At 69.9% G+C, this 14124-nt stretch carries 10 protein-coding genes; 8 read left to right on the forward strand and 2 right to left on the reverse strand.

Annotated elements, in window-relative coordinates; all coding sequences use genetic code 11:
- Window positions 1-189: 189 nt before the first annotated feature.
- Together ACFY3D_RS33905 and ACFY3D_RS33910 are read right to left on the reverse strand one after the other, a co-directional pair.
- Entirely contained in the window at window positions 190-1065 is an 876-nt protein-coding gene (locus tag ACFY3D_RS33905; RefSeq protein WP_389987272.1) for a LysR substrate-binding domain-containing protein, read from the reverse strand.
- A gap of 102 nt (window positions 1066-1167) precedes the next feature.
- Window positions 1168-1299 (reverse strand): hypothetical protein, encoded by a 132-nt coding sequence (locus ACFY3D_RS33910; RefSeq protein WP_350945191.1) that lies wholly within the window; start codon window positions 1297-1299, stop codon window positions 1168-1170.
- A 186-nt stretch (window positions 1300-1485) separates the two neighbouring features.
- On the opposite strand from ACFY3D_RS33910, the gene ACFY3D_RS33915 reads away from it, so the two are divergent.
- The 8 genes from ACFY3D_RS33915 (at window position 1486) to ACFY3D_RS33950 (ending at window position 14119) form a co-directional block, all read left to right on the forward strand.
- Window positions 1486-1764, forward strand: a complete 279-nt coding sequence (locus tag ACFY3D_RS33915; protein ID WP_389987275.1) for a hypothetical protein — start codon at window positions 1486-1488, stop codon at window positions 1762-1764.
- A complete protein-coding gene (locus ACFY3D_RS33920) occupies window positions 1761-4043 on the forward strand; it encodes a TOMM precursor leader peptide-binding protein (protein WP_389987278.1) in 2283 nt (760 codons plus the stop codon). Before ACFY3D_RS33915 ends, ACFY3D_RS33920 begins: the two co-directional genes overlap by 4 nt.
- A gap of 38 nt (window positions 4044-4081) precedes the next feature.
- The gene (locus ACFY3D_RS33925) at window positions 4082-5611 is read left to right on the forward strand and encodes a SagB family peptide dehydrogenase (protein ID WP_350945194.1); all 1530 of its coding nucleotides are present in this window, start codon (window positions 4082-4084) and stop codon (window positions 5609-5611) included.
- Between the two features lie 261 nt (window positions 5612-5872).
- Entirely contained in the window at window positions 5873-8413 is a 2541-nt protein-coding gene (locus ACFY3D_RS33930; RefSeq protein WP_389987281.1) for a sensor histidine kinase, read from the forward strand.
- A 294-nt stretch (window positions 8414-8707) separates the two neighbouring features.
- Window positions 8708-9313, forward strand: coding sequence for a response regulator transcription factor (locus ACFY3D_RS33935; protein WP_350945196.1), 606 nt, complete (start codon window positions 8708-8710; stop codon window positions 9311-9313).
- Window positions 9314-9665: 352 nt separating this feature from the next.
- Window positions 9666-11141 (forward strand): salicylate synthase, encoded by a 1476-nt coding sequence (locus ACFY3D_RS33940; protein WP_389987284.1) that lies wholly within the window; start codon window positions 9666-9668, stop codon window positions 11139-11141.
- Window positions 11138-12367 carry a ketoacyl-ACP synthase III family protein gene (locus tag ACFY3D_RS33945; RefSeq protein ID WP_389987287.1) on the forward strand — a complete coding sequence of 410 codons (1230 nt, stop codon included), beginning with the start codon at window positions 11138-11140 and terminating at the stop codon, window positions 12365-12367. The genes ACFY3D_RS33940 and ACFY3D_RS33945 overlap by 4 nt, the downstream gene beginning before the upstream one ends.
- On the forward strand, window positions 12368-14119 hold the full coding sequence (locus ACFY3D_RS33950; protein ID WP_389987290.1) for a (2,3-dihydroxybenzoyl)adenylate synthase: 1752 nt from the start codon (window positions 12368-12370) through the stop codon (window positions 14117-14119).
- Window positions 14120-14124: the final 5 nt, after the last annotated feature.

Genomic DNA, 14124 nt, shown 5'->3' on the forward strand with positions numbered 1-14124 from the left:
GACGCCGCCGGGGTGAGGCCACCCGGCGCCATCGGGGTGATTCATCCGGCATCTTCAGGATGAGTCACCCGGTGGGAACCTTCGGGGACGGGGCCGGCCGGTCGGTCGGCCAGGGGCGGGAACGGCCGGTTCGGTCGACTGGGTCAAGGTCGGCCGATTCGGTCGACCGGGGGCAGGGGTTGGGTCGCCTCAGCCGGCGAAGGGGTAGTCGCGCAGTGACTGCTGGAATGCCTTGCGGGCGATCGGGACGTACCCCGAGGACGCGGCGCCGGCGGACAGGGCCATGGTCACCGGCAGGGGGCCGGGCGGGGAGGGAAGGGTGAGCCTGGCCGCCTTGGGCAGGCCCCAGAGCTCGTCGCCGTTGGCGACGAGGCATGCCACGCCCAGGCCGGCCTTGGCGGCCGCGCGCAGTCCGACGAGTTCGGCGCCCTCGTAGCCGACACGCCACGGGACGGCCGACTCCTCGAGCGCGTCCACGATGCGGCCGCGCAGCGTGCACGGCTCGGTGAAGAGCGTGAGCGGGAGCGCGGCGCCCTCACCGTGGGCCGGGCGCCCGAACCAGTCCATTCGCATGTGGCCGAGCTCCTGGCTGGTGGCGCCGCTCCGGTGCGGTCTCGTCTGCAGGAGCAGCGCGAGATCCAGCTGGCCGGTGCTCACCCGGCTCTCCAGGGATTCGCTCAATCCCGTCTGGACGCTGACCTGGGTGTGCGGCATGCCCTTGGTGAGCAGCCGCAGGATCTCGGGAAGCGCCTCCGCGAGCTGGTTGACGATCCCGATGGACAGCCGCTGGTTTCCCGGCGGGGGGATGAAACGGCCCACCGCCTCGTCGTTGAGCGCGACGAGACGGCGGGCGTAGCCGAGGAGCTCCTCGCCCTGCGGGCTGAGCATCAGTTTCCTGCCGGTCGAGGTGAATATGGGGCCCTTGATGAGGCCGCTGAGCTGGCGAATTTGCTGGCTGATGGCGGGCTGCGTTATGTGCAGGGCCTCGGCGGCCCTTCGGAAACCGCCGACATCGACTACGGTGACCAGCGCTCTCAGTCGATTTATTTGCAGGTCGTGGTACATTTTTCCTCTTAAGCTAACCTAGTAGGAAAGTGTCAAGCCATTTAGTTGGCATGGCTCTTGAGGCAAGAGGTCGCTCGTTTTCCGGATATTCGCGGCCGTGCCCTAGTAGGGCAGGTAGACCCCGCTGGGAGTGCGGGTGTCGATGGTGTGGCGAGAGTCGGCCGCGCGCTTCTTTTTCTGCCGGGGGACCCGGATGAGCTTTTTCTGCGGCCGGCGGATTTGCTTCTGCTCCATGATCTCCTCCAGTCTCCTGGCCCGGATGCGGTCAGCGTAGACCGGCGGGAGCGGGAAGTCCTACACACGGCGCCACGAGTGCGATGTGAGACTTTCACGTTCGTTTGGTGACGTGAAAACTGTTCCCCTCACCAGGTCGAGCGCACAATTCCCTTATTCGAGCTCACGCAGATCGAGGAGACCGCGATGGCGACCATGAACGCTTCCCTGGCCGACCGGGTGAACGAGCAGGACCTGACCTTCACCGAGTTCCTCATGAGGACCTGGACCGAGTCCGAGAACGCCGGCGGGCACGCCGGTGACCTCGGAGGCACCGCGTTCGCGGGGCTCGGCGTCCTCCTCGGCGGCGAGGAGACGGCCGAGCCGCGTACGGGGATCGTGGAGCGCGCGCTCCTGGAAGACCTCGTCATCGAGGACCTCGACCACCCCGCTCCCGTCGTTGCCGCTTGGACCTACTGCGGATGAACCACTTCACTGAGAACGGGGCGAACTCACCGCTGATCGGATTCAAGCGCCACCTGCGGGCGGTGACGGTTCCGGGGGAGGCGGTCTATCTCACCTCGGCACGGGGGACGGTCGCCCTGTCCGGTGAGCAGATTCAGGCGCTCGCGCCGCTACTGGACGGTAATCACAGCCTGGCCGAGGTGCGCAGGCGGGTGGCGCCCGGGATCCCGGCCGCGCAGCTCGGCCGGCTCCTCGGCCGGCTGGCGGAGGCGAACCTCGTCGGGCCTCGCCGCCCGGAGCCCTCCCCGAGGGCCGACGCCGCCGCCGAGGCGTACTGGGACCTCGGGCGGCTGGACGCGGACCGGGCCGCGTCGGGGCTGGCGGAGTCGTCCGCCCACCTCGTCTCCCTGGGGGGAGTCGACACCAGACCCACGGCCGAGGCGCTGCGGTCGATGGACGTCACCGTCGAGGAGGACGGTGACGGGTCCGCGACCCTGTTCCTCGTGCTCTGCGACGACTATCTCGACCCTGAGCTCGAACGGTTCAACGAACGGAGACTGGCGGACGGGCGGCCCTGGCTGCTCGTCAAGCCGGTCGGCGCCGACCTGTGGATCGGCCCGATCTTCCGCCCGCGGGAGGGGCCCTGCCTGTCCTGCCTGACCACGCGGTTGCGTGCGCACCGGCGCGGGGAGACACGGCTGCGGAGCACGCCGGAGACGGGTGCCGTCAGCCCGCCCGAGGCGTCGCTGCCCCTCACCCGCGCCCTCGGGGCACGGTTCGCGGCGCTGGAGGCGGTCAAGTGGCTGGCCGGATCGCGCGACGAGCACCAGGACACCGTGTGGACGCTGGACACCTTCTCACTGCAGGGGGTGCGGCACCCCGTGGAGAGGCGCCCGCAGTGCTCTTCCTGCGGAGACCCCGGGCTGGTCGCGGAACGCGTCGGCAGGCCCGTCGCCGTCGCGTCCAGGAGTAAGGCGGCGGTGGGCGGCAACGGGCATCGCGCGCTGGAGACCGAACTGGTCTGGGAACGCTACCGCCATCTGGCCGACCCTCTCACCGGGATCACGGATGTGATCCAGCGCGACCCGCGCAGCCCCTCCTTCCTGCACTGCTACCTTTCCGGGCCGAACCTCGCCCTCACCGACGACAGTCTCTCCGCGATGAGGGCCGGCCTGCGCCGGCAGAGCGGGGGCAAGGGGAGCACCGACCTCGAGGCGAGGGTGGGCGCGCTCTGCGAGGCGGTGGAGAGACACTGCGGATCGCGGCACGGGGACGAGCCGACGGTGCGCGGCAGCCTCCGCGGCCTGGGTGAGCGGGCCGTGCGCCCCGACGAGTGCCAGCACTTCCACCGGCGCCAGTTCGAGGACCGGCACCGCTGGAACGCCGGGAGTTCGGCTTTCCAGCACATCCCCGAGCCGTTCGACGACGAGGAGGTCGTCGACTGGACCCCGGTGTGGTCGCTCACCGAGAAGCGGCAGCGCCTGCTCCCCACCGACCTGCTCTACTTCACCAGGGGCGGTCACCCTTCGCTGCGCGCGACCTCCAACGGGAACGCCGCGGGTTCCAGCGTCGAGGACGCGATCGTCCAGGGGTTCCTCGAACTGGTCGAGCGCGACGCGGTGGCCATCTGGTGGTACAACCGCACGCGTCAGCCCGCCGTGGACCTCGACTCGTTCGGTGACCCGTGGATCGCCGACCTGCGCTCGCGCTACGAGGGCATCGGCAGGGAGTTCTGGGTCCTCGACGTCACCTCGGATCTGGGCATCCCCGTGATGGCGGCGATCTCGCGGCGCGTCGACAAGCCGGCCGAGGACATCATGCTCGGGTTCGGTGCCCACTTCGACCCTCGGATCGCCGCGCGGCGCGCGCTGACCGAACTCGGGCAACTGCTTCCTGCCGTCGCCGGGGCACGCGCCGACGGGACGGGATACGGTGAGACAGATCATCACATCCAGGACTGGTGGCTCAGGGCGACGACGGAGAACCAGCCCTATCTGCGTCCGGGCGGGGATCGGGGGCCGCGGGCGCTGAGTGATTACGCCTACATTCCCCGAGATGACCTGCGGGAGGACGTCGAGCACATCGTCACACTGGCCGGGCGGGCGGGCCTGGAGGTTCTCGTCCTCGACCAGACGCGTCCCGACATCGGGATGCCGGTCGTCAAGGTGGTCGTCCCCGGTCTGCGGCATTTCTGGGCGAGGTTCGGCCCCGGGCGTTTGTACGACGTCCCCGTCCGGCTCGGACGTCTTGACAGGGCGACGGCGTACGAGGATCTCAACCCGATTCCCCTGTTCATGTAGCCATTTTCCCGTCCCAACACGGATCAGGAGTCAACAGGATGGTCGGCGGCCAAGGCAATGATGCCGGTTCGCTCCAGATATTTCCCCAGTGGTCGTTCCGGGAGGACGTCTACATCGAACCGGAGCCGCACAGCGGAAGCGTGGTGGTGCACAGCCGCTGGGAGGACGTGATCCTGCCGTCCCCCGGACCCGCCGTGCTGGAGGCGATGCGCCGGATGAGCCTGGGGCCCATCCTGCTCGACAACGTCATCCGCGAGGAGGACGAACGGCGGGAGCTGGAGGCGATCCTCGACGGTCTCCAGCACATGGTGGTGCGCTCCTTCGGCTTCGATCCCGAGCAGCCGACGCTGTCGGTGATCCCGCTCACCCAGCGGGCGCGGTTCCGGCTGCCGGCGGTCCCCCTGCTCCACCCGATCCGCCTGTCGAGGTTCGCGCTGATCAGAACCGACGGCAACAACTACCACGTCGAGTCGCCGCTCTCGCTGCACCGCGTCATCCTGCACCGGCCCGACGCGATGGCCGGTGTCGGGTCGCTGATCCGCCCGGTCGCCCCCTCGGCGATCGGGCCGGAGTCCTGGCCCGTGGTCGCCTACCTGATGGCGGCGGGGATGGTGGTGCAGGCCGTGGAGGAGGATCCCTTCCAGCCGATGGTGTTCGAGGAGGACGTCGACCCCGCCCTCGTCGCCTGGACTCCCGTCGATCTCATGTTCCACACCCGTTCCACCCTCGGCAGGCACGATCACGACTTTGGGGCGACGTACCCGATGGGGGATCAGTGGAGCGTCGAGCCCGTCGTGAAGCCGGGACCTCCGGAGGTTCCCGTCGGTGCGGAGCCGGCTCCCGTCGCGCTGCCCCGGCCGAAGTGGGGTGAGCTGCTCGCGGCGGATCCGCCGCTCACCGCGGTCGTCGAGGCGAGCAGGCACACCCGGCACTACGGTGAGCGGCAGCTGACGGCCGGCGAGCTGGGGGAGTTGCTGTACAGGACGGCCCGGGTCCGCTCGCTGGTCGGCTCGCCCGACGAGTCCTCGACGACCGCGACGAGCGATCGCCCCTACCCGAGCAGCGGGAGCTCTTATGAGCTCGAGCTCTACGCCACGGTGGACAGGTGTGCCGACGTGCCCCGGGGCATCTACCACTACGATCCGCTGCGGCACCGGCTGGAGCCGATCGGGTTCGACCCGGCGGACGTGGACGAGTTGCTGGAGACGGGCAAGGTGGCGGCGAACCTGGACGCGACGCCGCCCGTACTGATCACCATCACCGCGCGGTTCCGCAGGCTGTCGAGGAAGTACAACGGGCTGAGTTACTCGCTGGTCCTCAAGAACGTCGGGGCGCTGACGCAGACGCTCTCCCTGGTCTGCACGGCGATGGGACTGGCGGCGTGCAGGCTGGACAGCGGCGACATCGAGGTGACGGGACGCGTCTTCGGCCTCGACTGGCGCGTCGAGTCGAGTGTCGGCGGGTTCGTCGTCGGCCACCGTCTCGTTCCCGAGCCGAGCCGGCTTTCCGGGCGATACGCGGCGAATGACGCCGAATGGGTTGTTCAGGCGAGGGCGGCACTCTCGTAATTCGGTAGTTCGCCTTTCCCGTCGTTTCGCGGAGGAGATGAGGGCACGCACGGCGAGAGTCCGGTGAGCACTGCCCTCTCGCCGGACGTGCTTGAATCATGCGGTACGGCGACAACGCATGGTTTTCCGCTGCTAGTCCCTGTCGATTCACCCAGAGCTACGCAAATAGGTCTATCTAAGCTTATTTAGCTGATATAGATTGCTTCAGGGTCTCGGGATGACGTGGACGGGAAACCGGTCGGGCTTCGAAGGAGACGATCGATGACGGTTGACGCCGACTCCCCCCAAGGTTGGCGCGGACTCGCCAGGTCGCTGCCCGGTTCATCTCGGAGAACCCGGAGAACGCGGCACAGGGAGGGCGGACTCGCCGCTCCCAGGGTGGCCCGCGCGATCATCGTCGCCGTTCTGTACGGCTACGTGTTCAACGCGCTGATGTTCGTATGGGGAAGTGGCCTGCCGAGCACCGAACTGTCGGGCTTCGCCGGCTGTCTGCTGGCCGCGCTTTTCCTGCAACTTTCACATTCGACACAGGAGGCTCTGAGCTGGCCCGTACCGCTCCGTGTTCTCACACTTTCGGTACAGGCCATTGTTACTTTCCTGCCTTTCACATGGGTCGGCCCGCAGGCGGGATCCATCGCGGGATTTCTCGCCGGGTCCATGCTGCTGGTGGTGGTGGGGCCGTGGCGCTGGGGACTCTTCTTCGCCGTCGCGGCCGGTGTCGGCGTGCTGCTCGCGCTCAGGGAACAGCACCTGATGGTGGTGGACGTCGTCTACAGCGTGTACTTCACCCTGCTCACCGGGCTGATGGTGTACGGGGTCAGCTCGCTGGCGTCCCTGGTGCGGGCGGTCCACGCGGCGCAGGGGGAGTTCGCGCGGATGGCGGTGGCGCGGGAACGGCTGCGGGTGGCGCGGGATCTGCACGACCTGCTGGGCTACAACGTCTCGGCGATGACGCTGAAGAGCGAACTGGCCTACCGGCTGCTGCCGGGGGCGGCCGAGCGGGCGCGCAGCGAACTCCGCGACGTCCTGGTGGTCGCCCGCCGCGCGCTGGCGGAGGTACGGGTGGTCGCGGGCGGGTATCTGCCCATGTCGCTGACGGCGGAGGCGGAGTCGGCGAAGGCGATGCTTTCGGTCGCCGAGATGCGGGCCCGGGTGAACGTTTCACAGGAGGGCCTGCCGGAGGCGCTGGACACGGTGCTGGCGATCGTGCTGCGGGAGGCGGTCACCAACGTGCTGCGGCACAGCAAGGCGCAGCACTGTGAGATCGAGGCGTCTGTGGAGAAGGGCCGGGCGCGGCTTCGGGTCTGCAACGACGGGGTCGAGCCGGAGCTGGGGGCGCGTTCGTTCGAGGCCGGTACGGAGCCGAGGGCACGTTCGTTCGAGGCCGGTACGGGGCTGGGGAATCTCAAGGGCCGGCTGGAGGCGGCGGGCGGACGACTGTCGGTCACGGTCGACGACGAGTGGTTCCGGCTGACCGCGGAGGCCCCCGTGGCGCCGGTCACCGCGAGGGCCGCGGTTTCCCAGGCGCCGGGGATGTCCGGCACGCCGCAGGGCGAGTCCGCGCGACCGGACGCGCGGGATGACGGGCCACCGGGCAGGGGCCCGGCGCGGGCGTGGCATCTGCGGGTGGCCCGCTTCATCGCCGTGCTGGTGCTGTCGGGGTACGGCCTGCTCATCGTGGTCAACGTGCTGGCGCGGCCGACGAGCCCGCTCGAACTGGCGGGATTCACCGCCTGTGTCGCCGTGCTGGTCGGCGTGCAGATCGTCGACTCCCTGGGGGAGCCGCGTTCGTGGCCGGCGTGGCTCAGGAGGGCGACCCTGGTGGTGCAGACCGTCGCCACGCTCCTGCCTCTGCTGTGGATCGGCGCGCCGTGGGGTTCGATGGGCGGCTTCCTCGCGGGGGCGGTGCTGCTGATGGTGGCGAGCTTCTGGCGGTGGGTGCTGTACGCGGCGATCGGCGCCGGCGTGCTGCTGCTGTCCGTGCCGCAGGGCGACACGGTGGAGTGGACCGCGTACCTGGTGATCTCCACGCTGCTGACCGGCCTGGTGGTCTTCGGCATCGGCTCGCTGTCGGACCTGGTGGCGCAGGTGGACCGGGCGCGAAGGGAACTGGCGTGGATGGCGGTGACCCAGGAGCGGCTGCGGGTGGCGCGGGATCTGCACGACCTGCTGGGTAACGACCTCTCGGTGATGATCGCCAAGAGCGAGCTGGCGTACCGGCTGCTGCCGGGGTCGGCGGAGCGGGCGAAGTGCGAGGTGGCGGAGGTGCTGGAGATCGCGCGGCGGGCGGTCGCGGATGTCCGGGCGGTGGCCGGTGGATACCGGCACATGTCGTTCAGCGCGGAGTCGGACCTGTTGGTCTCCACGCTCGCCGCCGCGGGAATCGACGTCGAGGTGAGGATCCCCGAGGACGTGGCCTCGGGGAATCTGGACGCGGTGCTCGCGGTCGTTTTGCGGGAGGCGGCCACGAACGTGCTGCGGCACAGCAGGGCGCGGCACTGCGTGGTCGAGATGGCTGTGGACGAGGCCGGGACGCGGCTGTGCGTGACCAACGACGGGGTGCCGCCGGGGACGCTTCCCGACGTCCGCGACGGTTCCGGGCTGGGGGACCTCACGGAGCGGCTGCGTGCCGTCGGCGGGCGGCTGACGGCCGAGGTCGTCGACGGCACGTTCCGGCTGGTCGTCGTCTTCCGTGCGGAGAAGCCGAGGAACATGCCCGGAGGCGTGCGGGAGGACGGGCCCGATGCCCTGTCCGGGGACATGCCGAGGGATGTGGAGGGAACGGACGGCGACGGGGGGTGATTCGGCCGGATCGTTTTGACTGACAAGTCAGAGTAAGCAGCTGTCAGATTCCGGTGGCATTGCCAAACGTAATTGACTGGGTACTATTCGGATCAAGATCGGTGGATCCAGTAGGCTTGATCGAACAGTGGTGAGGCGTACATGGAGGGGAGTCGCCTCGCGAGGTCGATCGAGAGACTGGTCACCGAGCCCCCCGTGACGACGATCGCGGGATCACCCGCGAGATCGAGAGCCCCTGTCGCGTCCGGGTGTCGTTTCTCGCCCTGAAGCCGAAGTTCGGACAGGAGTGCCGCTGTGCTGAAGATCCTCCTCGCCGAGGACGTACCGATGGTGCGCGGAGCGCTGGCGGCCCTCCTCGACATCGAGCCCGACCTCACGGTGGTGGCACAGGTGGGCAGCGGGGACAGGATCGTGCCCACCGCGCTCGAAACACGCCCCGATGTCGCGATCATCGATGTCGACCTGCCCGTGCTCGACGGTCTCTCCGCGGCGGAGGAGCTGCACGCGAAGCTGCCCACCTGCCGGACGCTGATCCTGACCGGCCTGGGAAGGCCCGGCACCCTTCGCCGCGCCCTGTCGGTCTCGGTCTCCGGCTTCCTGCTCAAGGACACGCCCTCGGAACGCCTCGCCCAGGCGGTCCGCGAGGTGGCCGCGGGGCGTCGCATCGTCGATCCGCAGCTCGCGCTGACCGCGTGGGACGTCGGGGAGAACCCGCTGTCCGGACGTGAGGTCCAGGTTCTGAGGCTGGCCGCGGGCGGTGCCGAGCCGCCGGAGATCGCGGCGATCATGCACGTGTCCGTCGGGACCGTGCGCAACTATCTCACCAAGACGGTCACCAAGCTGAACGCGAGGAACCGGGTGGACGCCATCCGTATCGCCACCGAGGCCGGCTGGATCTGACCGGCCTCCGACCGGCCGGGGTCGGGACCGTGCGCGACCATCTCACCAAGGCGGTCACCAAGCTGAACGCAGGGAACCGGGTGGACGCCGTCCGTCGGCTGGATCTGACCGGCCTCTGACCGATCAAGGCCGGCTGGATCCGAACCGGCCGCGACCTCGCGTTTCTCCGGTCCTCCCGCCCTTTTCCCGGTCGGTGTTTCGTCTCTCCCGTTTTCTTCCTCGCCTTTCCGTCTTCGCATCCTGAAAAGCATGTCTTATCACGGGCCCATTGTCCTGATTTTGTTACCAGCTTAGCGTAATTGCTGGTAACAAAAAGAGCCGGCTTCCCACGGCCAGGAAAGGATGCCCGCAGATGAGTTCCAACAGGTGGCTGCACTACTTCGAGACGCAGGTTCCCCTCTCAGAGGAGCCGCCGCGGGTCGCGGCCAGGCTCGCCGCCTCCGGCCCGTACGCGGAGTACGTCGTGTACGAGAGCGGAGGCAAATGGTCCTACGCGGCAGGCGCGCGGGCCGAGGTCACGCTGGACCGCACCGGCGCCCGGCTGACCCAGGAGAACGAGCCCGACGTCGTCCTGCCCTGGAGCGACCGGCCGCTGCACCAGGTGGCCCGGCTGCTCGACATCGTGAAGGTCCCCGCCTGGCGTGCCTACGGCTGGGCGACCTTCGAGCTCTCCTACGCCAAGGACGGCAGGCTCGACCACGTCGGCGACAACCGGCTGCTGCACCTCGTGGTGCCGAAGGCCGAGGTCCGCATCGAGGACGGCCACGCCCACCTCCGCGCCGCCGACCAGGAGACGCTGACCGCGCTGCTGGAGACGATCTCCAGTCCCGTGGCGACCCCCGAGGCCCAGCCGAAGCCGCTGGACGTGCGCGAACGCGGCGAGGACGCGTACCGGACGGCGGTGCGGCTCGCGGTCGAGGAGATCAACCAGGGCGACCTGCACAAGGTCATCCTGTCGCGGGTCGTCGACGTCGACGAGGACATCGACCTGATCGCCACCTACCTCGCGGGACGCCGGGGCAACAACCCCGCGCGGTCGTTCCTGCTCAACCTCGGTGGCGTGGAGACGACGGGGTTCAGCCCGGAGATCGTGGTCAAGGTGTCCGCGGACGGCCGCGTGGTGAGCCAGCCGCTCGCCGGGACGAGGGCGCTCACCTCCGACCTGCTGGAGAACGAGAGCCTGCGCGCCGACCTGCTCGCCTCCGCCAAGGAGATCTACGAGCACGCCATCTCGGTGAAGGTCGGCACCGACGAGCTCGTCGACGTCTGCGTGCCCGGCTCGGTCGAGGTGCCGGAGTTCATGGCGATCCGCGAACGCGGCAGCGTCCAGCACCTCGCCTCCCAGGTGTCCGGCAAGCTCGCCCCCGGCCTTCGGGCGTGGGACGCCTTCGGCGCGGTCTTCCCCGCGGTGACCGCGTCCGGCGTGCCCAAGGAGGCCGCGTACACCACGATCCGCAGGCACGAGCCCGAGTCGCGGGGCCTGTACAGCGGGGCCGTGCTCACCGTCGACCACAACGGCGAGATGGACGCGGCGCTCGTGCTGCGCAGCGCCTACCGCCAGAACGGCCGCACCTGGCTGCGCGCCGGGGCCGGCATCGTCGGGCAGTCCACTCCCGAGCGGGAGTTCGAGGAGACCTGCGAGAAGCTCGACAGCGTGGCGCGCTACCTGGTTCCCGCCGGCGGGAGAGGCGCCCTGGCGGCCGACTTCGCCGCCTCCGCCGGTCTCGACGCCGGCCTGGACGCGGGCCTGGTCCCCGCCGCAGGGGGAGGCGTCCTGGCTGACGACTCCGCCGACCTGCTCTCCGCCGTGGGGGGAAGCGCGCGATGAGGGCCGACGACATCTACCTCGCGGGGGTGGGCACGTACCTGCCCCCCGTGGTGACCACCGAGCACGCGGTCGGAAGGTCCTGGTACGACCGGGCCGACCGCGAGGCCTCCGGGATGGAGGCCGTGATGGTGGCCGGCGAGACGCCGGCACCGGAGATGGCGGCCCGAGCGGCCCAGGTCGCGCTGCGCCGCTCGGGCCACGGCCCCGACGACTTCGGCGCGCTGCTGCACAGCGACAGTTACCACCAAGGGCCGGACGGTTGGTCGGCGCCGCACTACGTGCTGCGCAGGACGCTGGACCGGCCGATCACCGCCCTGGAGATCCGGCAGGGCTGCCTCGGCATGATCGCGAGCCTTGAGATGGCCGCGCACCGGCTCATCGCCGACCGTGGCAGGGACGCGGTGCTGCTGACCGCGGGCGACAACTTCTCGGCTCCGGGAGTGGACCGGTGGCGGGCCTCCAGGATGTTCCTGCTCGCGGACGGCGGCGCCGCCGCGGTGGTCTCGCGGCGCGGGGGCTTCGCCCGGGTGCTCGCCTTCGGGACGGTCTCCAACCCCGGGATGGAGGAACTGCACCGGGGCGGAGAGGTCATCTTCCCGCCCGGCGTCACGATCGGCCGCTCGCTGAACTTCGAGGAGCGCAGCGACTACTGGCGCAGGCAGTGGGCGGCGGGCATCGCACCCCCCATGGGGCACTTCGGCGAGTGCGTCGCCGAGGCGGCCGACCGGGCGCTCGAGGAGGCCGGGATCTCCATGGAGAAGGTCACCCGCGTCTGCCACACCGCCTTCGCGCGGAACTCCCTGGAGGCGATGTTCCTCGACCCCCTGGAGATCGACGCGGACCGGGGCCTGTGGGACTTCACCCGGAGGATCGGGCACGCCGGCGCCGCCGACCCGTTCATCGGCCTGGAGCATCTGTGGACGAGCGGGCAGGTCGTCCCCGGAGACCACGTGCTGCTCATCGGCAGCGCCCCCGGCATGGAGGCCGGATGCGTGGTCCTGGAGATCATCGCCCCGTACGAGCCCGGCGACCACGAGGCAGCGAGCCACGGGCCCGAGAGCAACGAGGCAGCGAGCCGTGGAGCCGAGAGCCACGAGCTCCAGAACGACGACCACGAGCCCGAGGACCAGGAGATCCAGAACGACGACCACAGACGCCCGGGGCACGAGCCACGAGATGGCGACCACGGGCCCGAGAACCGCGAGCCGGAGAACGGAGGCCGGTAGATGCTTGACGGATGCACACCGTGGCCCGAGGAGTTCGCCGCCCTTTACCGGAGTGAGGGCCTCTGGCGCGGAGAGCGCCTCGGCGACCTCCCGCGGACCTGGGCCCGCACGTTCGGAGACCGTACGGCACTGGTCGCCGGAGATCTGCGCCTGTCCTACCGGGACCTGGAGAACCGGATCGACCGGATGGCGGCGGGATTCCACCGCCTCGGGGTCGAGCCCGGCGACCGGATCGTCCTGCAACTGCCCAACGTGCCCGAGTTCGTCATCGTGGCCTTCGCGCTCTTCAGGGCGGGCGCCAAACCCGTCTTCTCCCTCGCGTCGCACCGGGCGAACGAGATCAGGCACCTGTGCGAGCTGTCCGGCGCGTCCGGATACGTCGTCCCCGGCGTCTATCGCGGGTTCGACCACACCGCGCTCGCCCTGCGGATGGCCGACGAGGTGGCGAGCCTGCGCCAGATCTTCGTCCTGAACGCGGAAAGCGGCGAGGAGAGCGACGCGGGAAACGGCGCCGAGACCGGCACGGCCGGTGCGACGGTGATCCCGCTCGCGCGGGTGGACGCCGACCCGGTCCCGCTTCCCGACAGCGACCCCTCGGACGTGGCGTTCTTCCTGCTCTCCGGCGGGACGACCGCGCTGCCCAAGCTGATCCCGCGTACGCACGACGACTACGCGTACCAGACAGGAGCGGTGGCCGAAGTCTGCGAGCTCGGCGCGGACGACGTCTACCTGGCGGCGCTGCCGGTGGAGTTCAACTTCACCTGGGGCTGCCCGGGGGTCGTCGGCACGCTCGGCCAAGGCGGCACGGTCGTGCTCGTCGAGACCCCGGTCGCCGAGGACTGCTTCCGCGCGATCGAGCGGGAGCGGGTCACCGTCACCTCGGTCGTCCCCACCGTGGCGCAGCTCTGGCTGGAGGAGGCGGCGTGGGGTGAGGCGGACCTGTCCAGCCTGCGTGTGCTGCAGATCGGCGGGGCGAGGCTCCAGCCGGAACTGGCCGCGCGGATCGAGCCCGAGCTGGGCTGCCGTCTCCAGCAGGTGTTCGGCATGGCCGAGGGACTGCTCTCCATGTCCAGGAAGGGTGACGACCCCGAGTCCGTCGTACAGACCCAGGGGCGGCCGATCTCACCGGCCGACGAGGTGCGGATCGTCGACGAGCACGACGCCGAGGTGCCCCCGGGCGTCACCGGTGAACTGCTCACCCGCGGCCCGTACACCCTGCGCGGCTACTACCGCGCCGAGGAGCACAACCGGCGGGCCTTCACCGAGGACGGCTTCTACCGCACCGGCGACCTGGCCAGCCTCACCCCCGAGGGGAACCTGGTCATCGAGGGACGGCTGAAGGACGTCGTGATCCGCGGCGGAGACAAGATCTCGGCCGGAGAGGTGGAGGGTCATCTGCTCACCCACCCCTCGGTCGCGAGGGCGGCGGTCGTACCGGTGCCCGACGAGTTCCTCGGCGAGCGGATCTACGCGTTCGTCGTCCACCGGGGCGAGAAGCCGGCGCTGGCCGAGCTGAAGCGGGCGCTGCACGAGCGCGGGCTGGCCGAGTTCAAGCTGCCGGACCGCGTGGAGTTCGTCGAGGACTTCCCGCTCACCCCGCTCGGCAAGATCGACAAGAAGGTGCTCGCCGCCGCGGCGAAGGACCCGGCCCTGTCCCGCGACTGGGCGCCCGCGCCGTCCACCCCCGACCCCCGGGAAATCCCCGACCACGAGAAGACCCTCGTGCGCCCGCTCGCACGTCAGGAAAGGTGAACCAG

The sequence above is a fragment of the Streptosporangium sp. NPDC000509 genome, assembly GCF_042898365.1.
Lineage (GTDB): Bacteria > Actinomycetota > Actinomycetes > Streptosporangiales > Streptosporangiaceae > Streptosporangium.